The sequence below is a fragment of the Mesorhizobium sp. ISC11 genome (assembly GCF_037162595.1).
GTDB lineage: Bacteria > Pseudomonadota > Alphaproteobacteria > Rhizobiales > Rhizobiaceae > Mesorhizobium > Mesorhizobium ciceri.
The window spans coordinates 235,603-260,651 of sequence record NZ_JAVSPW010000001.1; the positions used below are offsets into that span (position 1 = coordinate 235,603).

At 62.8% G+C, this 25,049-nt stretch carries 22 protein-coding genes and 1 pseudogene; 18 read left to right on the top strand and 5 right to left on the bottom strand.

The genetic code is table 11. The annotated features are described in order from the left end of the window. Window positions 1-56: 56 nt before the first annotated feature. The 3 genes and pseudogenes from RPF88_RS33270 to RPF88_RS01235 all read right to left on the bottom strand — a co-directional run bounded on the left by RPF88_RS33270 (window position 57) and on the right by RPF88_RS01235 (window position 2,895). Window positions 57-1,366: pseudogene (locus tag RPF88_RS33270) on the bottom strand (aldehyde dehydrogenase family protein). 103 nt (window positions 1,367-1,469) lie between these two features. Then, complete coding sequence (locus RPF88_RS01230; RefSeq protein WP_337121557.1) at window positions 1,470-1,784, bottom strand: pyridoxal-phosphate dependent enzyme; 315 nt, start codon at window positions 1,782-1,784, stop codon at window positions 1,470-1,472. Between the two features lie 7 nt (window positions 1,785-1,791). Beyond that, on the bottom strand, window positions 1,792-2,895 hold the full coding sequence (locus RPF88_RS01235) for a succinylglutamate desuccinylase/aspartoacylase family protein (protein WP_337121558.1): 1,104 nt from the start codon (window positions 2,893-2,895) through the stop codon (window positions 1,792-1,794). A 95-nt stretch (window positions 2,896-2,990) separates the two neighbouring features. On the opposite strand from RPF88_RS01235, the gene RPF88_RS01240 reads away from it, so the two are divergent. The 6 genes from RPF88_RS01240 (at window position 2,991) to RPF88_RS01265 (ending at window position 9,381) form a co-directional block, all read left to right on the top strand. Beyond that, on the top strand, window positions 2,991-3,776 hold the full coding sequence (locus tag RPF88_RS01240) for an IclR family transcriptional regulator (protein ID WP_024503981.1): 786 nt from the start codon (window positions 2,991-2,993) through the stop codon (window positions 3,774-3,776). 130 nt (window positions 3,777-3,906) lie between these two features. After that, window positions 3,907-4,656: a GntR family transcriptional regulator gene (locus tag RPF88_RS01245; RefSeq protein WP_027160933.1), complete on the top strand. Its 750-nt coding sequence runs from the start codon at window positions 3,907-3,909 to the stop codon at window positions 4,654-4,656. Window positions 4,657-4,724: 68 nt separating this feature from the next. Then, window positions 4,725-6,257 carry a putative N-acetylmannosamine-6-phosphate 2-epimerase gene (locus tag RPF88_RS01250; RefSeq protein ID WP_337121559.1) on the top strand — a complete coding sequence of 511 codons (1,533 nt, stop codon included), beginning with the start codon at window positions 4,725-4,727 and terminating at the stop codon, window positions 6,255-6,257. An 82-nt stretch (window positions 6,258-6,339) separates the two neighbouring features. Then, on the top strand, window positions 6,340-7,635 hold the full coding sequence (locus RPF88_RS01255; RefSeq protein ID WP_337121560.1) for an ABC transporter substrate-binding protein: 1,296 nt from the start codon (window positions 6,340-6,342) through the stop codon (window positions 7,633-7,635). A gap of 55 nt (window positions 7,636-7,690) precedes the next feature. Continuing rightward, on the top strand, window positions 7,691-8,557 hold the full coding sequence (locus RPF88_RS01260; RefSeq protein WP_224620666.1) for a carbohydrate ABC transporter permease: 867 nt from the start codon (window positions 7,691-7,693) through the stop codon (window positions 8,555-8,557). A gap of 2 nt (window positions 8,558-8,559) precedes the next feature. After that, on the top strand, window positions 8,560-9,381 hold the full coding sequence (locus RPF88_RS01265) for a carbohydrate ABC transporter permease (RefSeq protein WP_024503976.1): 822 nt from the start codon (window positions 8,560-8,562) through the stop codon (window positions 9,379-9,381). Here RPF88_RS01265 and RPF88_RS01270 read toward each other — a convergent pair. After that, entirely contained in the window at window positions 9,378-9,551 is a 174-nt protein-coding gene (locus tag RPF88_RS01270; RefSeq protein ID WP_164752743.1) for a hypothetical protein, read from the bottom strand. The genes RPF88_RS01265 and RPF88_RS01270 overlap by 4 nt on opposite strands. Before the next feature lie 332 nt (window positions 9,552-9,883). Here RPF88_RS01270 and RPF88_RS01275 point away from each other — a divergent pair, with 332 nt between their 5' ends. The 9 genes from RPF88_RS01275 (at window position 9,884) to RPF88_RS01315 (ending at window position 19,588) form a co-directional block, all read left to right on the top strand. After that, window positions 9,884-10,873 (top strand): ABC transporter substrate-binding protein, encoded by a 990-nt coding sequence (locus tag RPF88_RS01275; RefSeq protein WP_013530444.1) that lies wholly within the window; start codon window positions 9,884-9,886, stop codon window positions 10,871-10,873. Window positions 10,874-11,003: 130 nt separating this feature from the next. Next, window positions 11,004-11,870, top strand: coding sequence for an ABC transporter permease (locus RPF88_RS01280; RefSeq protein WP_024503974.1), 867 nt, complete (start codon window positions 11,004-11,006; stop codon window positions 11,868-11,870). 13 nt (window positions 11,871-11,883) lie between these two features. Beyond that, window positions 11,884-12,687, top strand: coding sequence for an ABC transporter ATP-binding protein (locus RPF88_RS01285; RefSeq protein ID WP_013530446.1), 804 nt, complete (start codon window positions 11,884-11,886; stop codon window positions 12,685-12,687). Window positions 12,688-12,782: 95 nt separating this feature from the next. Then, window positions 12,783-14,387, top strand: coding sequence for a GMC family oxidoreductase (locus tag RPF88_RS01290; protein WP_337121561.1), 1,605 nt, complete (start codon window positions 12,783-12,785; stop codon window positions 14,385-14,387). A gap of 153 nt (window positions 14,388-14,540) precedes the next feature. After that, on the top strand, window positions 14,541-15,815 hold the full coding sequence (locus RPF88_RS01295; protein ID WP_337121562.1) for a flavin-containing monooxygenase: 1,275 nt from the start codon (window positions 14,541-14,543) through the stop codon (window positions 15,813-15,815). A 56-nt stretch (window positions 15,816-15,871) separates the two neighbouring features. Then, window positions 15,872-16,288, top strand: a complete 417-nt coding sequence (locus RPF88_RS01300; RefSeq protein WP_337121563.1) for a RidA family protein — start codon at window positions 15,872-15,874, stop codon at window positions 16,286-16,288. A gap of 5 nt (window positions 16,289-16,293) precedes the next feature. Next, window positions 16,294-16,968, top strand: a complete 675-nt coding sequence (locus RPF88_RS01305) for a DUF1028 domain-containing protein (RefSeq protein ID WP_013530450.1) — start codon at window positions 16,294-16,296, stop codon at window positions 16,966-16,968. Between the two features lie 21 nt (window positions 16,969-16,989). Continuing rightward, window positions 16,990-18,480: an aldehyde dehydrogenase gene (locus RPF88_RS01310; RefSeq protein WP_337121564.1), complete on the top strand. Its 1,491-nt coding sequence runs from the start codon at window positions 16,990-16,992 to the stop codon at window positions 18,478-18,480. 151 nt (window positions 18,481-18,631) lie between these two features. Next, on the top strand, window positions 18,632-19,588 hold the full coding sequence (locus RPF88_RS01315; protein WP_013530452.1) for a LysR family transcriptional regulator: 957 nt from the start codon (window positions 18,632-18,634) through the stop codon (window positions 19,586-19,588). Window positions 19,589-19,595: 7 nt separating this feature from the next. On the opposite strand, the gene argE is transcribed toward RPF88_RS01315, so the two are convergent. Beyond that, entirely contained in the window at window positions 19,596-20,756 is a 1,161-nt protein-coding gene (gene argE / locus RPF88_RS01320) for an acetylornithine deacetylase (RefSeq protein ID WP_337121565.1), read from the bottom strand. Window positions 20,757-21,032: 276 nt separating this feature from the next. On the opposite strand from argE, the gene RPF88_RS01325 reads away from it, so the two are divergent. From RPF88_RS01325 to RPF88_RS01335, 3 genes are all read left to right on the top strand, one after another. Next, window positions 21,033-23,102, top strand: coding sequence for an oxidoreductase (locus tag RPF88_RS01325; protein WP_024503968.1), 2,070 nt, complete (start codon window positions 21,033-21,035; stop codon window positions 23,100-23,102). Window positions 23,103-23,185: 83 nt separating this feature from the next. Further along, window positions 23,186-23,788 carry an ANTAR domain-containing response regulator gene (locus tag RPF88_RS01330; RefSeq protein WP_013530455.1) on the top strand — a complete coding sequence of 201 codons (603 nt, stop codon included), beginning with the start codon at window positions 23,186-23,188 and terminating at the stop codon, window positions 23,786-23,788. A gap of 2 nt (window positions 23,789-23,790) precedes the next feature. Further along, complete coding sequence (locus RPF88_RS01335; RefSeq protein WP_337123837.1) at window positions 23,791-25,029, top strand: CmpA/NrtA family ABC transporter substrate-binding protein; 1,239 nt, start codon at window positions 23,791-23,793, stop codon at window positions 25,027-25,029. Window positions 25,030-25,049: the final 20 nt, after the last annotated feature.

Below are 25,049 nucleotides of genomic sequence, written 5' to 3' on the forward strand. Positions count from 1 at the left end.
GCCGAACGGCATACGGTCGCACGGGAGGCCCGCGCAAAAGGCGCGGGCCTTGAATGTCAGCGAGTGACGTCCACGGTAATCGTCTTCAGGTCGCACATTTCCATCAGCGTGTGCCGACCCCCGGTGCGGCCGAGGCCGCTCTGCGTCCCGGCGGCGCCGCCGGCAGGAATATGCGGCTCCCAATAGCAGCTCATCTCGTTGATGTTGACGATACCGACCCTCAGGCTTTCAGCAAAGGCAAAGGCGTTCTTGATGGTGCTGGTGAAGACCGCGGCCGACAGGCCGTAGGGGCTGGACGCCGCAAGTTCCATCGCCTCCTCGTCGGTCTCGAAGGTCAGGACGGGTGCAACCGGCCCGAAGGATTCCTCGACGTTGAGCAGGCTTTCCCGGGTCAGTCCTGTGACGATCGACGGCTCGAAATAGAGATTGGTAGCAAAACCCGACGCCACATTGCCGCCGGTGACGATCTCGGCGCCACGAGCGCGGGCGTCCGCAATGTGGCTGAGCACCTTGTCGACGGCGACCGCATTGTTGATCGGCCCCATCGTCGTCGCGGGATCGAAAGGGTCGCCCATTTTCACCTTCGCGGCCGCTTCACCAGACCTTCGATAAACTGGTCATGGATGGATTTATGCACCAGCACACGTTCGGTGGCCGTGCAGATCTGCCCGGCATTGGCAAAGCAGCCGGCCCCCACCTGGGCGGCGGCCATGTCGATATCGGCATCGGCTAGCACGATGGTCGGACCGTTGCCGCCCATTTCGAGCAGAAGCGGCTTGCCCGCGCCACGCCGGGCGATCAACGCGCCGGTGGCGGAACTGCCGGTGAAGCCGATGGCATGGGTGCCCGGATGAACGACGGCCTCGTCGCCCACCTCCGCACCATCTCCCAGAACGAGATTGATGGCGCCGTCCGGCAAGCCCGCCTCGATGAAGCATTCGACAAGTGCCGTGGCAATCAGCGATGTCGTCGGCGCCGGCACCCAGACAACGGTGTTGCCCGTTGCGGCGGCCGGTCCGAGATAATAGAGGCAGGGCAGGGCGATCGGGAAATTCCATGGCGTGATGATGGCAAAGACGCCCTTCGGCTGCAGGAAGCTGAAGGCGCGCTTGTTGGCGTCGGCCAGCGGAAACGCCGCCGTCTCCAGCCACTTCATCTGCTCTGCCGCATTGCGGAAACCGAGAGCTGCCGCCGATGCTTCGGCCTTTGCCTCGCTGTGGAAGGGCTTCCCCTGTTCCAGGCAGAGCAGGTGGGCAAGCTCTTCGGCGCGCCTGTCGATCGCGTCGGCGATGCGCATGCACAATTGAGCGCGTGCGAAGGTTCCCATCTTGCGCATGGTCCCGCGTGCGCCTTCGGCGGCTTTCACCGCGCGACCGACATCGGCGCGGGTGGAAAGGGAGAGGTAGCCGAGATGCTCGCCCGCGCCGAGGGCAGCCTGGAAAAACAGGTCAGCATCATCGAGAATTTCATCAATCAGGGCGCGCCTTCAGCGGGCTTGCATTGTTCGGCATGTAGATGGTGGCGGGAGCGCCGGCCCGGGCAGCCACATAGGCGGTGGCCAGGCCGTGATTGCCGCCGGATGCGGCGACCAGTCCGTTTTCGATCCGGCCCGGCTCGAGCGTTTTCACCCGGTTCGTGGCGCCCCGGATCTTGAAGGAGCCGCTCACCTGGAGGCATTCGAGTTTCAAATAGACATCATTTTGGAGGTTCGCGCCCGTGGCATGGTCGAGCTTGACGACCGGGGTGCGCCGTATGAAGGGGGCAATGCGCCGGGCAGCCGCCATGATGTCTTCATGGCTCATCGGTCAGTGCCTCCGGATATTCGTTGGCCAGCACGAAACAGCAATTCCCCGGGCGCACGCGGCCGGGTTGACGCTTGGCGAAAACGATGCCGTCGATGGGGTGAAGGAGATCGATGGGCGCGCGCGACGGCGTGTGGAGGAAGTGAATGCGTCCGGCAAGGTCGCCTTTGCTGACGGCACTGCCGAGCGGGCTCAAGGGTTCGAAGACACCGTCCTCCTCGGAAAGCAGATAGCCTTCGCTTCCGGGCACCTTGAGCACGCGTGCGTTGGCGCCAGGGGCAATGTCAGGCGCGCCCTTCAGGACGCCTGCATGTTTCAGCACATTGCGGATGCCCCTGCGGCAGATGGCCAACGCATCCGGACTGACAAGGCCGCCGCCGGCCATCTCGCTGCCGATGACGATCAGCCCCTGGTGATTGGCGGACGCGGTCGAGGTCCGGGTTTCACCGAGATTGTCGACCATGACAACGGTCGGCGCCCCGAAGGCGAGCGTCGCCTTGATGTTCTTGCGATGCCCCTGCGCGGTCGGGGAGGGCTCGATGATCGCGCTCGGCAGGATCATCAGGGACGAACCGCCGGAGTGGAGATCCAGGAAATAGTCGGCCTTCGGAAACAGGATGTCATGCACATAGGCCGCTATCTGGCTTGTCAGCGTGCCGTTGAAATCGCCTGGAAAACTGCGGTTGAAATTCAACCCGTCGACCGGGGAGGTGCGGGTGCCGGCCTCGACGGCCCGAATGTTGATGGCCGGAATCGCGATGATGCGACCGGCTATATCCCGTGGATCGATCTCGCGCAGAAGCTCGCCGAGCGCGATCGGCCCCTCATATTCGTCGCCGTGGTTGCCACCCTCGATCAGGACCGTCGGACCGTCTCCGTTCTTGATGACGGCCAGCGGAACGCGGACCGTGCCCCAGGCATCGTCGTGCGGCGATTGGGGCACATGGAAGAAGCCGATCTGCTTGCCCTCGCGATCGAAATCGACCGACGTGTAAACACTGTTGTTCCGGGGCGTGATGGTCGCGCGGACAGTGTTTGCTGGTCTCTGGACGGTCATCAGCTCGGCCTCGAAATTCATTGTCCCCGTCATCATGTCAGTTTTATATATGGTGTCAAGTTTGGATATAAAACCAATGGCAATTCCGATTTCTTGTCTCTATCGTGCGTGGACCACCGGGGATTCTTCGAATGGCAGATGACGCAAAAGAGAGTGGCAAACCGACCTATTCGGCCCCGGCGCTGACGAAGGGTCTGGATGTCCTGGAGCTGCTGGCGGAGGCGCGAGCGCCCTTGACGATGAAGGAGATCGCGGAAGGCCTCGGTCGTTCGAAGAATGAGATTTTCCGGATGCTGATCGCGCTCCAGGAGCGTCAATATATCGAGCGCAACGCCGAGACCGACGCCTATTCGTTGACCGACAAGCTTTTCAAGCTGGGGCTGCACACGCCGAGCGCTCAGGATCTCATGTCCGCCGCAATGCCCGAGCTGACGCGGATTGCCGGGGACTCAAATCAGTCGCCGCACCTGGTCGTCTTCAATCATGGCTTGACTGTCGTGACCGCGGCCGTTCCCGGGGGCGAGGACATGGCGTTCACGCTGCGCCTCGGCTACGGCCGCCTGGCCACCGACGCGACCTCCGGCCATGTGATCCTTGCCTTCCAGCCGCCAAAGGTCGCGACGCGGATGATCGACGAATGTGCGGCACATTCGCCGGCGCCGCTGGATCGAGAGGCGCTGGAAAAGCAGCTTCGTACCATCCGCGCGGACGGTTACTGGATGCGCGAGAGCCGTGATTTCGTCGGCATCACCGATATCTGCTGTCCGGTCATCGGACCGGACGGCAGCGCCGTCGCCTCCATTATCGTCGCCTATATCAATCGCCATACGCGTGAAAGCCGCCATGCCTTTACTCTGGAGGTCCTGCGTGCTGCCTGCGATCGCATCTCCATGAAGCTGTCACCGAAGGTTCGCTGAGGGGTCGTGGTGCGCTGACGGCGCGGACGAGGCACCGCCCGCGGGACGTTTGCACCGGATTGATAATACCAGTATGGGTCCAGTCAGGAATGTTTTGATCCTGGGTGCTTCTCGCGCGGGAGGAAGAGCAATGACAACCGTGAACCTGATCGGGCTTGTCAGTCGGGAGATGGAAGCGACAGCCTCCGATGTGCCGCTTTACCGACGGTTGAAATCGGCGATCGAGGCAGCGATCCGTTCCAACGCTTTGAAGGCCGGCGCGGTTCTGCCGGGCGAGCGGGTTCTGGCGGAAGCCCTGTCGATCTCGCGTGTCACTGTGAGAAAAGCTCTGGCGTTGCTCGAAGAGGAAGGGCAGCTCAATCGCCGGCATGGTTCCAAAACCGAGATCGGGTCGCGGGTCGAAAAATCGCTTTCGACGCTGACGAGCTTTTCGGAGGACATTCTGGCGCGCGGCCTGAAGCCTGGATGCCTATGGCTTTCCAAACAGATAAGCCGTCCATCGCCAGCCGAAATGATGGCTTTGGGTATTGCCGCAAACACCAATGTAATCCGCATGCGCCGCGTGCGGACGGCCGATGGCGCGCCGATCGCCGTCGAGGTCTCGGCCGTGCCGGTTCGCTTCCTTCCTTCGCCCGAGATGGTTCAGGACTCCCTCTATGAAGCGCTAGATGCACGCGGCTTCCTGCCTCAGAGGGCAATCCAGCGCATGCGCTCGCGCGGCGCATCGCTGGAGGATGCAAGACACCTTCATTGCGAGATGGGCGCACCGCTGCTGATGACCGAGCGCCGCTGCTTTCTCGCCGACGGACAGATCGTGGAATACTGCGAGACACGCTACAAGGGAGACGTCTACGACTTCGTCTTCGAGCTGCAAAGATAATACCAGTTATGAACTGGTTGTAATCTGGTATTTTCCATTTATCGTGATGGCGACAGGGGAGTGCCGAGGTGCAGCGGGAAGACATCGCCAACAGTCTCATCGTGTCCTGCCAGCCGGTTCCCGGCGGCCCGATGGACAGTGCGCAATTCGTGACGGGCTTTGCCAGGGCCGCTCTTGAAGCCGGAGCCAAGGCCCTGCGCATCGAATCCGTGCCTTATGTCGCGGCCGCCCGCCTGGCAGTCCGCGTGCCGATCATCGGTATCGTCAAGCGCGATCTCACCGACAGCCCCGTGCGCATCACGCCCTATCTGGCCGATGTCGAGGCGCTGGCCGAGGCGGGCGCCGATATCATCGCTTTCGATGCGACGGACCGTGTCCGTCCCGTTCCTGTCGAAGCGCTTGTGAAAGCCGTCAAGGCCAGGAACAAGCTGACCATGGCCGATTGCTCTTGCCTTGACGATGCGCGCCGGGCCCTTGCCGCGGGTGTCGATTTTGTCGGCACGACGCTTTCCGGCTATGTCGGCGGGCCGGAGCCGGAGGATCCGGACATCGCCCTCATCGCTCAGATGCGAACCCTGACCCCCTACGTCATCGCCGAAGGGCGTATCCGGTCGCCGGAGCAGGCGGCCGCCGCCGCGCGCGCCGGCGCCTGTGCCGTGGTTGTCGGATCGGCGATCACCCGTACCGAGCACGTCACCTCGTGGTTCCACCAGGCGATTTCCGAGGCCTATGCGGCAAGAGGCACGCAAACCGTGCTTGGCCCAACCGTGCTGGGCATCGACATCGGCGGAACCAAGACCATGGCCGCGCTGGTCAGCGGCGGCAAGGTGATCGAGGACATGATCGTGCCGACGGCGCGAGAGGCTGGACCCGACGCCTGGCTGGCATCCCTTGCGCAAAGCACGTCGGCCTGGTCGAGCCGCTTCAGTCGTATCGGCATTGCGGTGACGGGACTGGTGCACGATGGACGCTGGTCGGCGTTGAACCCGGCGACGCTTGGCATTCCCGACGGCTACCCGCTGGTCGAAAGGGCATCCGCTGTTTTCGGCAAGCCCGTCTGTGCGTTCAACGATGCCCAGGCAGCCGCCTGGGGCGAATACAAATTCGGCGCCGGGCAAGGTCGCGACATCGTCTTTCTGACCATCTCGACCGGAATTGGCGGCGGCATCGTTTGCAACGGCCGATTGCTGTCCGGTCTTGCCGGTCACTTCGGTCTGATCCGTGGTTTGTCTGCAGACCATGCCCCACTCGAAGACAGCACCTCCGGCCGCTGGATCGCTTCGCAGGCCCTCAAGGCCGGCTTCAAGGCCGATGCCGCCGATGTGTTCGGGCGTGCGCTGAAGGGCGAGGCCTGGGCCGACGCCATCGTCTCGCGGAGCGCCTCGCGGGTCGCGACGCTGTGCCGGGACATTCAGATGATGTTCGATCCGAAATCGATCGTCATCGGCGGCAGCATCGGTCTTGCCGATGGCTATCTCGACCGGGTGCGCGCGCTTCTGGGCGAGGTTCCACCGCGCCTTTCCTCCAATCTCGTTGCGGCGAAGCTCGCGGGCCACGCCGGCGTCATCGGTGTTGCCGATCTTGCCGAATGGGCAAGGTAGCGGCGCCGCCGGTCATGCCATGCAAAAATCATCAAAAAAGAAGGGAACGATCATGAAATTGAGCAGGACGTCTTTTGCGCTTATGGCCACCCTCCTCGCGGGGACAGCTTTGCCGACCTTTGCCAACGCAACCGTGACCGTGCTCGGCTGGCCTGGCGGGTCCGAGGAAACCGCACTGCGGGCAACCGTGGAAACCTACAACAAGCAGGCAAGCGATGCCGACAAGGTGGAGCTGCTGTTCTTCAACCGCGAAGGCTTTTACGACAAGCTGCAGGCCGACATGGCGGCCGGATCCAACGCCTTCGACGTGAACCTCGTCGCCACCTACTCGCTCGGTCGCTACGCGCCCTATATGGAGCCGGTCGATCTTGGCGCGGATGCGGCCAAGGTTTTCGGCGAATCCGTTCTCAAGACGATGCAGTTCGACGGCAAGCAATACGGCGTGCCGACAGACCTTTCGCTGCACTTCATGTACTACCGCAAGGATCTCGTCGACGCCTTGAACAGGGATGACGCCGCCAAGAAGACCTATGGTGAAATCGCCCAGAAATATCTCGGCAAGCCGCTGCAGCCGAAGGACCCGGACAGCTGGACCTGGGACGACTGGGCGGCCACCGCCCTCTATTTCACCAAGCAGGTGAACCCCGACAGCCCGGTGCGCTACGGCACGGTCCTGCAGATGAAGAACCTGCTGTTCAACATGATGGTCTTCCAGTCGCTGCCGCGCTCCTACGGCGGCGACTGGATGGACAAGAACGGCAATGTCACGGTGGATTCGGATGCCTACAAGACCGGCCTCGAGCTCTACAAGAAACTCTATGATGCCGGGTCATCGCCCAAGGATTCGCTGAGCTACGAATATGCGGAAACCAACGCGGCCTTCGCATCCGGTCAGGCCGCGACGGCACTGCAGTGGAATGCCGCGGCGGCGGATCTGACCAGCACCGAAAAATCTCCGGCGGTCGCCGAGGTGACCGGGATCGTCGCGCCGCCGGCAGGTCCCGACGGACGCGCCGATCATATCCACGGCCTTGGTTTGGGCCTCAACAAGAACGCCAAGAACAAGGAAGGCGCCGTCAAGTTCCTGAAGTGGCTCGCCACCGAGGATGCGGCCTTGCTCTATGCGCGCAGCGGCGGTTCGCCGGCATTGTCTCCCGATGTCGTCGCCAAGGTTGCGAAGGAACGTCCCGATCTCGTCAAGCTCGGCGAATTCGCCAGCAAGTACGGCTATGTCATGACCGGAGCGACGTCCGCGAGTGCGCTCCCGGTCTATGAGCTGCAGGCAAAGGAGTTTACCGGCTACTGGTCCGGCCAGCAGAGCCTCGAGGATGCGCTCGCCCACACCAAGGCGGGCATGCAGGACCTTCTCAAGAAATGAACCATTTGCCGGACGCCGGGTCGAGCTCGGCGTCCGGCGCGTTTGGCGGATCGACATGGCCCTTGTGACACGTGCCGAAGGCAGGATGTATCTGACGCCGCTGGTCGGCTTCCTGCTGCTGTTCCTCGGCTTTCCGGCGATCGTCAATCTGATCTATTCCATTTCGGCCGTCACATTCGAGACGCTGCGCAGTCCGGTGTTGAGCGGTTTCAGCAACTATGTCGCGGTGTTGAACGACCGCGAATTCTGGAGCTCGGCCTGGTTCTCTCTGCGCTTCGGTATTCTTACCGCATCAGCGGAATGTCTGATCGGTCTTTTCCTTGCCATCTTCCTGGCACCGCTTCTGAGCAAGCGACCAGTCCTGATGGCGCCGTTGATGCTGCCGCTGATGGTCGCGCCGGCCATGGTCGGTCTCATGTACCGGCTGGTGCTGCATGAATTTGCGGGACCCGTCCCCTACTATCTCTTCCAATGGTTCGGTGACAGCCCGGCCTTCCTCGACATCAACAATGCCTTCCGCACCCTTGTCGTCGTGGAGACGCTGCAATGGACGCCTTTCGCCTTCCTGCTCTTCTACATGGCCTATTCGGCCATACCGCTCGACGTGCGCGAAGCCTCCTCGCTCGATGGCGCATCACCGTTTGAGATCGTCCGGTGGATCGACCTGCCATTGATGAAGCCGACGCTGGTCATCGCGTTTTTCATCCGTTTCATCGACGGTTTCCGGGTGTTCGACAATGTCTATGCATTGACCGGCAGTGGTGCAGGAGGTTCAACGACGTCCTTGTCGATCTACATCTACCAAGCCTTCTTCAAGGAAGGGGCTATTGGCAAGGCGGTCGCCGCCTCGGTTGTCCTGTTCATGGCGTCGTTCATCGTTCTCCACTGCCTTAATCGGCTTGCCGGCCGCAGGAAGCGTTGACGATGGCCGGGGCACTGCGCTGGATCGTTTTTGCCATCGCCGTGCTGGCGATGAATTTCCCCATTATCGTGACGCTGATCACATCGCTCAAAAGCCAGCGCGAGCTTTCGACGAACCCCGGTTTGTGGATCAGCCAGCCGACGCTCGACAACTATCTGGAGGTCCTGACGCAGACCAGCCGCTTCAACATCTATGCCTATCTGCTGAACAGCACCGTGGCGGCGCTGATCGGAACCGGCCTTGCGATCGTGCTCGCGTTCCCGGCTGCCTATGCGATCGCGCGCAGCGAGGCGGGAAAGCGCTTGGTCCTGCCGATCGTCATCAATCTTCGCGCCGTGCCGCTGATCATCTTCGCGATCCCGCTTTACATGATGTACCAGTGGCTGGGCCTGCTCGATACGCGGATCGGGCTCGGGCTCATCCTGACCATCGTCAACGCGCCGCTTGCACTCGTCATCCTGGTGAACGCGATTTCAGATGTACCAGTCGAACTCGACGAGGCGGCGAAAGTCGATGGCGCAAATTCCTTGCAGGTGATGATGATGATCGTCCGGCCCGTCATCCGACCGGCGCTGGTCACAACCTTCATCTTCGGCTTCATCACCGCCTGGAACGAATTCCTCTTCGGCCTCATGCTGACAACCAGTCGTGCCGTGCCGATGACGGTCGGCGCATCCTTCTTCTTCGCCGCGAGCGGCGGTGGCGTGAAATGGGGAACCGCTTCCGCGGTCATGATGCTGGGCGCCTTGCCGCCGGCATTGCTGGGTCTTGTGATGTATCGGCAGATATCGGGATCCATGACCGCTGGGGCGGTCAAAGGCTAAAGCAAGAAGAAGTTCGTCTTTCCGACAAATTGGACAACCCAATCCGACAGCGCCAGCGCACTTGTCAGGCCAGGTGACTCGATTCCGAAAAGACGGATCAGCCGTCCGGACGGATCAGCCAGAATGTCGAAATCGCCGAACTGCAACCCGTTCGTTAGGCCGTAGCCCACAATAGCTCGGCTCCAGTTCCCCCTCTCTCAGCCCCGGCCAATAGATGGCGCGTAAAATGGTGTGGCCTCGGGCTGGCCGAGGAAGGAAGAAATGGTGCAGCTTGCTGATGGCGAAATCGCGATGGCGCAGACGCAACGCAGTCTGGTTAGGTCCAGCCTAAGCCGAACTACTGAAAATCATAATTTGTGCAGCGCACCCAACGTGCTTTGCTCCGCCATCGGCTGAAAGAAAACAAGAAAAGAACGTCAGGCGACAGGCTTCGGCGATGCCTCCGGAGCGGGTTTCGTTCGGGTCGGGATAACGCCCGACTTCAGAAAAACAGGGGAACGTGATGACGACAATAATCTCGAAGTTTCGCCGGGCCGCGCTGGTGGCCGGCATTGCGCTCAGCGCCATATCGGTGAGCCTCCACGCCGAAGCTGGCAGCTTGAAACTGGGCATGACGACCTGGGTGGGGTACGGACCGCTCTTCCTTGCCCGTGACATGGGCTACTTCAAGGAAGGTGGGCTCGATGTCTCGCTTGAGATCATCGAGGAAGCATCGCTGTATATGGCGGCTGTTGCCGCCGGCGAGCTCGACGGCAGCGCCTCGACCGTCGACGAGATCATGAAGTATCGTTCGAAGGATGTTTGCTTCAAGTCGGTCTATGCGCTGGATGACAGCCATGGCGGCGATGGCGTGCTCGCGCCCAGCGGGGTCAAGAGCATCGCCGACCTCAAAGGCATGGACGTAGCGCTGAACGAGGGTTCAGTGTCGCAGTTCTGGTTCAATATCCTGCTCAAGCAGGCCGGTCTCACCCAGGCCGATGTGAAGATCACCAACATGACGGCAGACGATGCCGCCGCCGCCTTCATGGCCGACCGCATTCCCGTTGCCGTCACCTGGGAACCGCATCTGACGCTGGCCAAAAAGGAAAACAAGGGACAGGTGCTGATCGACTCCTCCAAGACACCCGGCTTGATCGTCGATGTGGTGGCGCTCAACTGCGACTACATCACGAAGAACCCCGGAGATGTCGAGGCGCTGGTGAAGGGCCTCTACAAGGCCAACGAGTTCATCAAGGAGAATCCTGAGAAGGCGTATGAGGTGATGGCCAAAGGCGTCGGTGGCTGGCTGAAGGATCCGAAGGACTTCGCTTCCTCGGCCGCTGGCGTGAACTTCTACGGTAAGCAGCGCAATGCCGAATTCTTCGCCGGTGGCGAGACTGGCGAAGCCGGCAAGCTGATCAAGCTGGGCGGCGATATCTGGGGCGGCTTCGGCAAGCTCAAAATGGACGTCAAGTATGACGACCTCGTCGATACATCCTTCCTTGGAAAGTAGCTTGGCCTTGGAAGTAGCTTGGCCTTGCAAAGTAGCTTGGCCTGCGAAGTAATTTGACGTTGCAAAGTGATTTGGCTGAACCGGAGGCGGACCTCGCGCCTCCGGTCCAAGCGGCCCAAAAGGGTATCCCGTGACACTAGCACCGAACACGAGCTCTCTGGTCAGCAATGGCGTGACCGCGAGAGTTGAAGAAGGTCAGGCCGGTCGATCCGTCCTGAAAGTCATCGCCACACCGTTTCGGGCTGTGCCGCGCTCTCTCTCCATTACGCTCGGCTTCATGGTCTGGATCGCCGTCATCGGCGGCTGGTTCGCGCTGACCTATTCCGGAGCGGTCAAGGAAATGTTCCTGCCTCGCCCCGAATCCGTGTTGTCCACCACCATCAGCATGGCGCTTGACGGGTCGTTGTGGGAGCATGTTTTCGCCAGCGTCCAGGTGGTGTTGATCGGCTTCGTCCTTTCGAGCATCGTTGCGGTGCCGCTTGGATTGACGATGGGCACCTATCGCATCGTCCAGGCCGTTCTCGAACCGTTGGTCAATTTCATACGCTATCTGCCGGTGACGTCCTTCGTGCCGCTTTTCATCCTGTGGATCGGCATCGGCATCGAGCAGCGCGTTGCCGTCATCGTCTTCGGCGTCTTCTTCCAGCAGCTCGTCATGATCGCCGACAGCGCTCGCAGCGTCCAGCGCGACCTCGTCAACGCAGCCTATACGCTCGGCACGAAACGAGGCGACACGGTCTTCCACATCGTATTTCCGGCCACGCTTCCGAGCGTGCTGGATGTGCTGCGCGTCACCATGGGCTGGGCCTGGACCTATCTCGTCGTGGCCGAACTCGTCGCCGCCCGCAGCGGACTTGGCTACATCTCGCTCAAAGCCATGCGCGGCTTTCAGGTCGACGTGATCTTCATGGCCATCGCCATGATCGGCATCCTTGGTCTTTGCACCGACCAATTGTTCCGGGGCATCCGCCGCCTCGTCGCTCCCTGGGCCAATTGAGGAACACGCACACATGGACGCCCTGAATCTTACGACGAAACCAAAGAGTTCCGACATAGGCATCGACAATGTGGTCCTGCGCTACGGCAAGGGTGACAATGCGGTGCTGGCGCTGGATGGCATTTCCTTTCACGTCGTGCCCAACGAATTCTGTGTGATCGTCGGCCCATCCGGCTGCGGCAAGTCGAGCCTGCTTTATCTCGTCGCCGGTCTTGAGGAGCGCACCGGCGGCATGATCGTAGTCGGCGGCAAGCCTGTTACCGAGCCGGGCCCGGATCGCGGCATGGTGTTTCAGGCATATACGCTGTTTCCCTGGCTTACGGTGGCGCAGAACGTCGAATATGGCCCGAAGCGGAAGGGCATTGCGCCGGCCGAGCGCAGGGTCATTGTCGAGCATTTTCTCCACGAGGTCGGTCTGGCAAAGTTCGCCAACCATTACCCGTCTCAGCTGTCGGGCGGCATGAAGCAGCGCGTTGCGATTGCGCGCGCGCTCGCCAATGATCCGGACGTGCTGCTGATGGATGAGCCTTTTGGAGCGCTCGACAGCCAAACCCGTCACAGCATGCAGAAGCTTTTGCTGAGGATCTGGGATCATTCCAAGAAGACGGTCCTGTTCGTTACCCATGACATCGACGAAGCGATCCTGCTGGCGGACAGGGTGCTCGTCATGTCCGGCCGGCCCGGTCAGATCAAGAAGGAAATCCGCGTGGGCCTCCCGCGTCCACGCAGCATGGATCTGGTCATGGAGCCGAACTTCATCGCCATGAAGCGGGAGATCCTCGAGCTCCTGAAGAATGACGAAGACGACGAGCACTAATGCATGTCGCTCAAAAGTGACCTCGGTTTTGGGCAGACGACATGCATGAAACAGACATCGGCAGCCTTCGGTGTGGATGACGAAACGGGCAAGGCATGAGCATCGAGGCGGCGGAATTTGACTATATCGTCATTGGCGCGGGCTCGGCCGGCTGTGTCTTGGCAAACAGGCTGAGCGCAGACCCGGCAGTTCGTGTCTGCCTGATCGAGGCGGGCGGCAGCGACGACCGCACCAGGGTGCGCGTGCCGGCCGGCATTCTCTCGCTCTACGGCAATCCGAACTTCGACTACGGCTACAAGGGCGTGCCGCAGCCGCTGCTCAACAACCGCCGCATACCGGTCAACCGGGGCAAGGTTCTTGGCGGGTCGAGTTCGATCAACTCGATGGTCTATATTCGTGGCGCCGCGCAGGACTACGATGAATGGGCAGCGCTTGGCTGTGCCGGGTGGTCCTATGCCGATGTCCTGCCGGTCTTCAAGAAATTGGAGCGGAACTGCCTGTTGCAGAGCCCCGCCTATCACGGATTCGACGGCGAATTGCTGGTCGACAATCCGCGCGATCCCAACGTGGTATCCAGCCTGTGGGTTGAGGCGGGCAGAGGCGTAGGCCTGCCCGAGAACCGCGACTTCAATGCCGGTGGCCAACTCGGCCTCGGCATCTACAACGTGACCCAGAACAGAGGCGAGCGCTTCTCGGCCTACAGCGCCTTTGTCCGGCCGATTCTCGGCCGCTCGAATCTGCGGATATTGTCAGGCGTCGAGGTTCTTGATCTGGCGATTGAACGCGAGCGCGTCACCGGCGTCAACGTGATCAGGGAAGGCGCAACCCAACGGTTGGGGTGCCGAGCGGAGGTCGTCCTCAGCGCGGGTGCGATCGGATCGCCGCGCATTCTGCTTGCTTCCGGCGTCGGCCCGGCCGGGGAGCTGAAAGCAGCGGGGATTGAACCGGTCGCGAACCTGCCAGGCGTCGGTAAGAACTTGCGCGACCATGTCGATGGCATGATCACGGTGCGATCGAACAGCCGCAAGACGCTCGGCCTTTCACTTGCCAATCTTCCGGCGATGCTGGCGGCGCCGTTCCAGTATTTCGCCCGGCGCAAAGGCATGCTGACGACCAACTATGTCGAAGCCGGCGGCTTTGCCAGGACGAAGTATGCCGGGAGCATACCCGACATTCAGTTCCACTTCGTGCCGGGCTATCGCAGCCATCGCGGTCGGCTCGTCGAATATGGCCACGGCTATGCCGTGCACACCTGTGTGTTGAGACCGGGGAGCGTCGGCGAAATCACGCTTCAACGCGACGGCACCCGCCGCAATATGCTCATAGACCATCGCTTCTTCAGTGACGAACAGGATGCCCTGACCCTCGTCGAGGGCATAAAGGTCGCGCGTTCGATCCTGGCTTCGCCGGTTTTTGGCGGCATCCGCGGACCGGAAATCCTGCCTGGGCCCGACGTGAACACCGATGACGAGATTCTCGCCTATCTGCGTGCCGAGGCTCTTACCGTCTATCATCCGGTTGGCACGGCCAGGATGGGCAACGACGCCATGGCGGTGGTTGATCCCGCCGGTCTCAAGGTGCGCGGTTTCGACAATCTGCGCGTCGCTGATGCCTCCGTCATGCCGACATTGATCGGGGGCAACACCAATGCGCCATCCATGATGATTGGCGAAAAGGCGGCTATGGCAATACTGGCGTAGCCGTCTGCGCGCGGCCAATTCAGCATTTAGGAACAAGCTAACCACTGCCACATGAAATCGTAATTTTCGCTGCCCGGTCCCTCCAGTAAACCAACGATCAGACCTCCGCCGCATGCGCAGAAACTCTCGGGGAGAGCCAGAAAGGGCCGCTGAATGCCAGTCGAAACAGTAGACACGCTTGTTGTTGGCGGCGGCCAGGCGGGGCTGGCGATGAGCGAGCATCTGAGCAAGTGCGGCGTGCCCCATCTCGTGCTGGAGCGGGACCGCATCGCCGAACGCTGGCGTAGCGAGAGATGGGACTCGCTGGTTGCCAATGGTCCCGCCTGGCATGACCGTTTTCCCGGCATGGAATTTCCCAATGCCGGTCCGGATGCCTTTATCGGCAAGGAGAAGGTCGCCGACTATTTTGTCGCTTACGCCGACATGATCGCTGCCCCCATCCGTTGCGGCGTGGAGGTCAGGAAAGTGGAAAGGCTTGTCGGCCGTCCCGGCTTCCGGATCGAAACCTCGGATGGCGTGATCGAAGCCAGGAGCGTGGTTGCCGCCACCGGCGCTTTCCAGCATCCGGTCATCCCGGCCGTCGTTCCCGGGGACGCCGGACCTATGCAGATACATTCCAGCGCCTATCGCAATCCCGGCCAACTGCCCGCAGGCGCGGTGCTGGTGGTCGGCTCCGGGTCTTCGGGGGTGCAGATCGCCGACGAACTCCAGCGTGCGGGACGGCGGGTTTATCTCTCGGTCGGGCCGCACGATCGGCCGCCGCGGGCCTATCGCGAACGTGACTTCTGCTGGTGGCTGGGGGTTTTGGGCAAGTGGGACGCGCAGGCGCCTGCGCCCGGCACCGAACATGTCACCATCGCGGTCAGCGGCGCGCGTGGCGGCCAGACGATCGACTTCCGGCGCCTTGCCGCGCAAGGGATGACGCTGGTTGGCCGGACCGAATCCTACAGGCACGGTGTGATGACCTTCGCACCCGATCTGGCCAAGAATATCGCGCGCGGCGATGCGAATTACATGTCGGTTCTGGACGAGGCAGATGCCTATGTCGCCCGCAACGGCCTCGACCTTCCCCCGGAGCCCGAGGCCCGCAAGATCGGCCCGGACCCGCGATGCATGACCGATCCCATTCTCGAGCTGAGCCTGTCGGAAGCCGGGATAGGTTCGATCATCTGGGCGACGGGATTCACCGTCGACTACAACTGGCTGAAGGTCGATGTGTTCGACGAAAGGGGCAAGCCGAAGCACCAGCGCGGTGTGTCGACCGAGCCCGGCATCTATTTCCTTGGACTGCCTTGGCAATCGCGCAGGGGGTCGAGCTTCATCTGGGGCGTCTGGCACGACGCGCAGCATGTGGCCGACCATATTTCCACGCAGCGCAAATACCTGGCCTACCATGCGTCCGCGAAGCGCGAGACCAAGGTGGCATAGACACGGCACCTCAAACGGGATGCCCCGACCTCGAGCCTGATCCGACGGAGACCAAGATGGCGCATACAAGAATTCGAAAGTTCAACACCAAGGACACTTATCCCGAGCAGAAGCTCGACAATGATCTGTGCCAGGCGGTCGTTACGCGGGGCGGCAGGACCGTCTATCTGCGCGGCCAATGTCCGCAGGACCTCGACACGGCCAAGAACATCGACAGCCATGATCCGGTCGAGCAGACACACAAGGTCATGCAGAACATCCGCCAGCTGATCGAGGAGTGCGGCGGCACCATGGAGCACCTGGTCAAGGTGGTGGTCTACATCACCGATGTGCGCCATCGTGAGGCGGTCTACCGTACCATGGGCGCGTATATCAAAGGCGTGCATCCCGTCTCGACCGGCCTTGTCGTGCAGGCCCTGGCGCGGCCGGACTGGCTGGTCGAGATCGACGGCACCGCCGTCATTCCGGACTGATTGCGATGACCTTTTCCATTGTCGCGCGGTGCGGCCGCACCGGCATGTTCGGGGTCGCGGTGTCCTCCTCGTCGCCTGCTGTTGCGGCGCGCTGCGCCTATGCGCAGGCGGGCGCCGGGGCCATTGCCAGCCAGAACGTCACCGATCCTACGCTTGGACTGCGCGGTCTCGAATTGCTGGCGCGCGGCGCGTCCGCGGCGGAGGCGATTGCCATATTGAAGCGCACCGGTGCCTATCCCGAATACCGGCAGGTGCTGGCTGTCGACGCCGCTGGAGCGACCGCGATCCATTCGGGTCCCAAAGCTCTTGGCATCTGGGCGGAGGCGCGAGCTGACAATGTCGCTTGCGGCGGCAACATGCTGGCCCATGATGGCGTGCCGCAAGCGATGGTCGAGGCTTTCCTGGCGTCGGAGGGGCATCTCGGCGACCGCCTCATCGCGACTATGCGCGCGGCGCTGACAGCCGGCGGCGAGGCTGGCCCTGTCCATTCCGCCGGCATGAAGCTGGTGCGTGAGGTGGCGTGGCCGGTCGCCGACCTGCGCTGCGACTGGACCGACGATTGTCCTATCGAGCAACTGGCGGCGCTGTGGCAACTCTACAAGCCACAGCTCGATGCCTATGTGACCCGCGCGATCAACCCATCCGATGCGCCGAGCTACGGCGTGCCGGGCGACGAATAGTCAAGACAGGGGTCACCTGCGATGAGTGAACTCAGCCACAAGGACTGGATCGGCAAGGCGTCCGCGATCCGTTTTCGTGACAAGGCGTTCATCGACGGCAAGACGGTCGCGGCGCGTTCGGGCCGGACCTTTGCCAGCGTCAATCCGGCAACGGGCGAGGTGCTGGCCGAAGTGGCGTCCTGCGGCGAGGAAGACATCGATCTGGCGGTTGCCGCCGCTAGGCGCAGCTTCAACGCCGGCGTCTGGTCGCGCACCAGCCCGGCGCACCGCAAGGAGGTGTTGCTGCGGCTGGCGCAGCTGCTGCGCGACAACCTGCATGAACTGGCCCTGCTTGAATCGCTGGACATGGGCAAACTGGTCAGGGATGCGGCCTCGGTCGACGTCCCCGGTTCGGCGGCGATCTTCCAATGGTATGGCGAGGCCATCGACAAGATCTATGGCGAGGTGGCGCCGACGGGCGAAGGCGATCTGGTGCTGGTGCGGCGCGAGCCGCTTGGCGTGGTCGGCGCGGTGGTGCCGTGGAACTTCCCGCTCGACATGGCAACCTGGAAATGCGCACCGGCGCTGGCGGCGGGCAATTCGGTGGTGCTGAAACCCGCCGAACAGTCGCCTCTGTCGGCCCTGCTCCTGGCGGAGCTGGCGATGGAGGCGGGCCTGCCTGCCGGCGTGCTCAATGTCGTGCCCGGCCTTGGCGAAACCGCCGGCCAGGCGCTTGGCCGCCATATGGATGTGGATTGCCTCGCCTTCACCGGTTCGACCGCGGTGGGCAAGATGTTCCTGCAATATTCCGGGCAGTCGAACATGAAGCAGGTCTGGCTGGAGACCGGCGGCAAGAGCCCCAACCTCGTCTTTGCCGACTGCGGGGATCTCGATGTGGTGGCCGATATGGCGGCCTTCGGCATCTTCTTCAACCAGGGCGAGGTCTGTTCCGCCAATTCACGCCTGCTCGTCCAGCGCGGCATCAAGGATGCCCTGGTGGAGAAACTGGTGCAGCGTGCGGCGGCCACGCAGCCCGGCGATCCGCTCGATCCGACTTCGAAAATGGGCGCGATGGTCGATAGTCGCCACGCCGCCAATGTCATGCGCTTCGTCGAGGCCGGTAAAAAGACCGCGCGCCTGGTCGCGGGCGGCGACCTGGTCACGGTCAATGGGCGCGGCAGCTTTGTCCAGCCCACCATTTTCGACGATGTCGCGCCTGCCGATCCGATTGCCCGCGACGAGATCTTCGGGCCGGTGCTTTCGGTCATTGCCTTCGATGACGAGGCCGACGCGATCCGCATCGCTAATGACAGCCCCTACGGGCTCGCCGCATCGCTGTGGACCGACAGCCTGTCGCGCGCGCACCGCATCGCCGGGCGGCTGCAGGCCGGCACGGTTTCCGTCAACACGGTCGACGCTCTGAGCCCGATGACGCCGTTCGGTGGTTTCAAGCAATCCGGCTTCGGCCGCGACCTGTCGCTGCATGCGCTCGACAAGTACACCGCGCTCAAAACGACATGGATCAAATATTGATGGGCGCCTAAAGCGCATCGCGATCGAACGGATTCAAGTGATGCGCTTTAGGCCTTTGCTCCATGCATGTCGTTTGCGCAAAACCGGGGCCACTTTTGCGCGACATGCATTAGGCTTGATCGAAGCCCTCAAACCGGCAACATAGCCAGCCATGCCGCTACGCTTCACGCTCAGACAGCTGGAATATTTCGTTGCCGTGGGCGAAGCCGGCTCCATCGCCAAGGCGGCCGAGCAGGTCAATGTGTCGCCGCCATCGATTTCGGCCTCGATCGCGCAGCTGGAAACCGAGTTCGGTGTCCAGCTTTTTGTCCGCAAGCATTCGCACGGCCTTTCGCTCACCGCCGGTGGCCGCATCTTCCTCAAGGAAGCCGCCCGGCTGCTCAATGATGCCGATGCCTTGCATGACGTCGCCGGCGATTTTGCCGAGAAGGTGCGCGGCCCGCTGGCGGTGGGATGCCTGCTGACCTTTGCGCAGATCGTGCTGCCGGCGCTGCGCATGCGGTTCGAGCGCGCTTATCCCGATGTGCGCGTGCGCCAGTTCGAGCGCAATCAGGGGCAATTGCTTGAGATGCTGCAGCGCGGTGAAATCGACCTCGCCCTGACCTACGATCTCGAACTGTCGCAGGACATGACCTTCGAGCCGCTGATGCTGGTGCCGGCCTATGTCATGCTGCCGGCGGGCCATCGTTTCGCGACCAAGGCGTCGATCACGACGGAGGAACTGGCCGACGAGCCGATGGTGCTGCTCGACCTGCCGTACAGCCGCGAATATTTCCTGTCGGCATTCCACCAGCGAGGGATCCGGCCCAATATTGCCGAGCGCACCGGCGACATTGCAGTCATGCGCTCCATGGTGGCCAACGGCTTCGGCTACGGCATCGCCAACATGCGGCCGCTCAACACGCTGGCGCCGGACGGCAAGCCGCTGGTCTTCGTGCCGTTGGACGGTGACCTCCGGCCGCTGACCATGGGCGTCGCCTTGCCCAATTCCGAACATCGTACGCAATCCGCCCAGGCGTTCATCGACCACTGCCGGCATTTTGTCGTCGAGCAAGGTGTGTTCGGCGCCGAGCGGGCCGTCGGCCAGGCAGCGCTTCCGCAGAAGTAGCGCCCGGTTACGCCAGTTGCTGGTCGGCAAGCCGCTTAAGCAATTTTTCCAGCATGTCGTCGCAGCGGCGCATCTGCTCGACGCTGACGAATTCGTCCGGCTTGTGCCCTTGCGCCATCGACCCCGGCCCGCACACGACCGTCGGCGTGCCGAGATCGCGGCTGAACAGGCCGCCTTCCGTGCCGAAGGCCATCTTGATGGTATTGTTGGCGCCGGTCAGCGATTTGACGAAGGCGACGGCTTGCGAACTGGCTGGCGTGTCCAGGCCGGGATAGGTGTTGGTGATGTCGATGTCGATTGCTGCCTCGGGCGCGATGGTCGAGGCTTCGGAAGCAATATGAGCAGCCTCCTTGCGCAGGCGGTCGAGAATCTCGTGCGGGTCGTCGGCTGCGACATTGCGGATCTCGAAGTCGACCTGGCAAAGGTTCGGCACGATGTTCAGCGCCACGCCTGCGTTGATCTTGCCGACATGGACGGTCGTGTATGAGATGTCGTAGTCGCCGTCGCGGGCGCCATCGCGCACCAGCCGGTCCTGTTCGCGGCGCAAGGCGGCGACGAAGTCGCAGCCGAGATGGATGGCGTTGAGCGCCAGCGGGGCCAGCGCCGAATGGCCTTCGCGCCCCTTGCAAAGCGCGCGTGCGGCAAGCTTGCCCTTGTGCCCCGTCGCCACCTGCATATCGGTCGGCTCGCCGACAATGCATAGCAGCGGCCGATGCGGGGCCGCTTGCAGCATGTCGACCAGGCTGCGCACACCGATGCAGCCGATCTCCTCGTCGTAGGAGAGTGCCAGGTGCAGAGGCGTCTTCAGCGTCATTTTCGCGGCCTTGAGGCACGCGGCGAGCGCGCAGGCCACAAAACCCTTCATGTCGGCCGCGCCGCGTCCGTAAAGCTTGCCGTCACGGTTCGTCATCTCGAAGGGCGGCAGCGTCCAGGCCTGGCCGTCGACGGGAACGACGTCGGTGTGACCGGACAGCATGATGCCGGAAGCATCAGTCGGTCCGATGGTGGCAAAGAGGTTGGCCTTGTGGCCGTCCTCGCTGTGGATGACCCGGCTGGCAATGCCGTGCGCGTCCAGCAGGTCCGCCACGTAGCCGACGAGGGCGAGGTTCGAGTCGCGGCTCACCGTCGGGAATGCGAGCAGCTTTTCAAGGATCTGGATGCTGTCCATGCGTCTTGTGTCTCATTGGCCGTCGGTACTTCTAGCATCGCGTGGCCGGGGCCTTGAAGTCGCATTTGGCTCAGTCGGGATTCAGCGGATGCTAATCCGGATGTGTGCGATTAGGCGCGGCCTAACCGGCACAGAAGAAATCTGTTGTTTTCCGGCGCTTGCCGCAACTTATGAATGGTCTCACGGCATCAACCCACTGGGCTGGCCGGCTTGCGTCACGCCTCGAAACCATGATCGGGCGTGCTGCAGGGCGACGCTGGCAGGAAGGCACGTTCCATGCGCGATCCGCGCTATGATATTTTGTTCGAGCCCGTGAAGATCGGTCCGGTGACCGCCAAGAACCGCTTCTATCAGGTGCCGCATTGCAATGGCGGCGGCTATCGCGACCCTTCGGCCGCGGCCGAGATGCGCCGCATCAAGTCGGAAGGCGGCTGGGGCGTCATCTTCACCGAGCAAACCGAGATGCACCACACATCGGAGATCACGCCCTTCATCGAGCTCAGGCTGTGGGACGATGCCGATATTCCGGCGCTGGCGAAGATGGCCAAGGCAATGCACCAGCATGGCGCGCTGGCCGGCATCCAGCTGGCCTACTCAGGCATCAACGGGCCGAACCTCTACACCAAGGAAGTGCCGCGCGGGCCGTCGGCCCTGCCGATCCGCACCTTCACCAACGATCCGGTGCAGGCGCGCGCCATGGACAAGCAGGATATTCGCGACCTGCGCCGCTGGCATCGCAATGCCTTCAAACGGGCGAGGCTCGCGGGCTTCGATTTGGTGTGCCTCTACGGCGCGCATGGCTTCGGCATCATCCAGCACTTCCTGTCCACGGCCACCAACCAGCGCAGCGACGAATATGGCGGCTCGCTGGAGAACCGCTCGCGGCTGATGCGTGAGCTGATCGAAGAGGGCAGGGACGCTATCGGCGACACGTGCGGCCTGACGCTGCGGCTGTCGCTGGACGAGATGATCGGTGAGCTCGGCTTTGCCAATTCCGAAGTGCGCGACATGATCGAGATGCATGCCGATCTGCCCGACCTCTGGGACCTGGCGCATGGCGCCTGGGAGGATTGTTCGGGGCCGTCGCGGTTCAAGGAGGAGGGCGCGCAGGAGAGCCTGGTGTCCGGCATCAAGAAACTGACCTCGAAGCCGGTCGTCGGCGTCGGTCGCTTCACCTCGCCGGATGTGATGGTGAAGATGATCAAGTCCGGCACGCTGGATTTCATCGGCTGCGCGCGCCCATCGATTGCCGATCCCTTCCTGCCGAAGAAGGTGGAGGAGGGGCGCATCGAGGACATTCGCGAATGCATCGGCTGCAACATCTGCATCACCGGCGACATGACCATGTCGATCTCGCGCTGCACGCAGAACCCGACCTTCATGGAGGAATGGCGCAAGGGCTGGCATCCCGAACGCATGCAGGCCAAGGGCGATAGCGACAGCGTGCTGATCGTCGGCGCCGGCCCGGCCGGGCTGGAGGCGGCGCGTGCGCTCGGCCTGCGCGGCTATCAGGTGGCCATCGCCGAGGCCGGCACCGAACTTGGTGGCCGCGTGGCGCGCGAGTGCCGCTTGCCTGGTCTCTCGGCATGGGGACGCGTGCGCGACTACCGCCAGTACCAGATCAGCCAGATGTCCAATGTCGACGTCTATTTCGAAAGCCGATTGTCGGCGCAGGAGATACTGGACTTCGGCTTTCAGAACATTGCGCTTGCCACCGGCTCGACATGGCGCCGAGACGGCGTGGCGCGCGCGCATGTCGTGCCGATGCCGATCGACCCGGCCATGCCGGTCTACACGCCGGACGATCTGATGGCCGGCACTGTGCCGACCGGCAGTGTCGTGCTGTTCGACGACGACCACTACTACATGGGTGGCGTTCTGGCCGAGCTGATGGCGCGCCAGGGTGCGAAGGTGACGCTGGTGACGCCGTCAGCCTATGTGTCCGACTGGACCCGCAACACGCTGGAGCAGGGCGCCATCCATCGCCGGCTGGCCGAACGCGGCGTCGAGATCGTGCTGAACCGGACTGTGACGCGCATCGTGCCGGGCGGTGTTGCCACGGCGTGCGCCTATACGGGCAGCCAATTTGACATCGCCGCGGACGCCGTGGTGCTGGTCACGTCACGCCACCAGGACGATAGTGTCTGGCAGGAATTGAAGGCGCGGCGGGACGAATGGGCCGATAGCGGCATCCGCTCGGTCAAAATCATCGGCGACGCCGAGGCGCCGGGTCCGATCGCCTGGGCAACCTATGCCGGCCACCGCTTCGCGCGCGAGCTGGATGAAGCCGATATCGGCGACGCACTGCCCTTCCGCCGCGAGGTCACGGCGTTGGCCGCGGAATAGGGCGCCTGCGGCGCGGTCAGCGAATATCGGATTGTTCAACCATACCGCATTGCACAATTGCTTCGCTTGGTCACAATGCAGGCATGGTTCGAACCGCACTCGCCGTCCTGGTGATCGATGAAAACCGCATCCGCGCCGCGATCATCGAGGCGGGTTTGCGCGAGGCCGGCCATGAGCGGGTCACCGTCATCCATGACGTGACCGGCATTGCGCGGCGGATCGCCGAGATCGAACCCGATGTCATCGTCATCGATCTCGAAAACCCGAATCGCGACATGCTGGAAAACATGTTCCAGCTGTCGCGTGCCGTAAAACGGCCGATCGCCATGTTCGTCGACCGCTCCGACCAGGCCTCGATCGAGGCGGCGGTCGATGCCGGCGTTTCGGCCTATGTCGTCGACGGTCTGCGGCAAGAGCGCGTCAAGCCGATCCTCGACATGGCGGTCAGCCGCTTCAACGCCTTTTCGCGCATGGCACGCGAACTGGAAGAGGTTCGCGGCGAGCTCGAGAGCCGCAAGGTGATCGACCGTGCCAAGGGCATCCTGATGAAATCGCGCGGCCTCTCCGAAGAGGCCGCCTACACGCTGCTGCGCAAGACGGCGATGAACCAGAACCGCAAGATCGGCGACATCGCCCAAAGCCTGGTGACTGCCGCGGGGCTGCTGGGACCGGCGGAGGACGAATGAGCATGACTGCCAAGCACCAGATCACCGCCGGCTTCATGCCGCTTTTCGACAGCGCCGTGCTGGTCGCGGCGGGCGAACTTGGCTTCGCCGCGCAAGAAGGCATCGATCTGAAGCTGCACCGCGAGACATCCTGGGCCAACATCCGCGACCGCATCGCCATCGGCCACTTCCATCTCGCGCATATGCTGGGACCGATGCCGCTCGCCTGCAATCTCGGGCTGACGCCGCTGGCCTCGGAAACCATCGTGCCGTTCTCGCTCGGCCTCGGCGGCAATTGCGTCACCATCTCCAATGCCGTTTGGGCCGGTATGGCGGCACACGGCGCCGAGGCCGACCTAGACCCGGCGCGCGCCGGTGCCGCACTTGGCGCGCTCATTCGCGAGCGCGCTGCGGCCGGTGGCGATCCGCTGCGCTTTGCCGTGGTGCATCCGCATTCCGGGCACAATTACGAATTGCGCTATTGGCTCGCCGCCTGCGGCATCGATCCGAGCCAAGAGATTGAGATCGTCATCGTGCCGCCGCCCTTCATGGCCGATGCGCTGGCCGCCGGCCGCATCGACGGCTACTGCGTCGGCGAACCCTGGAACAGCGCTGCGGTGGCCGCCGGCACCGGGCATATCGTCACCGTCAAGGCGCGGATATGGCGCAACAGCCCGGAGAAGGTGATCGGCGTGCGCAAGGCTTGGGCAGATGAAAACCCCGAGGCCTTGGCGGCGCTGCTGCGCGCGCTGCATCACTCGGCGCGCTGGTGCCAGGATCCGGCCAACCATGGCGAACTGGCCGGGGTGATGGCGCAGGCCGGCTTCCTCGGCCTGCCGCCGACCGTGCAGATGCCGATCCTGACCGGCCATCTCCAACTGGGCGGCGGTGCGGAGCGGACCATCGACGACTTCTTCCTCCCCTTCGATAAGGCGGCGAACTTTCCGTGGAAGAGCCATGCGCTGTGGTTCTACACGCAGATGGTGCGCTGGGGGCACGTGGCGCACACGCCTGAAAATCTCGCCATCGCCCGCGATTGCTACCGTCCCGACCTCTATCGTTCGGCGCTGAAGCCGCTCGGCGTCGCGCTTCCCGGCGCCAATTCGAAAGTCGAGGGTGCGCTCCAAATTGCCACCGCGGTCGGCGCGACAGGCGCCGGCCTTGTGCTCGGTCCGGACGGTTTCTTCGACGGTCAGATCTTCGATCCTGACGAGATCGATGCGTACATTACCGGCCAGAAATCTGCCGAGATTCAGGCCTGATCATTTCCGCGCCATCCTTG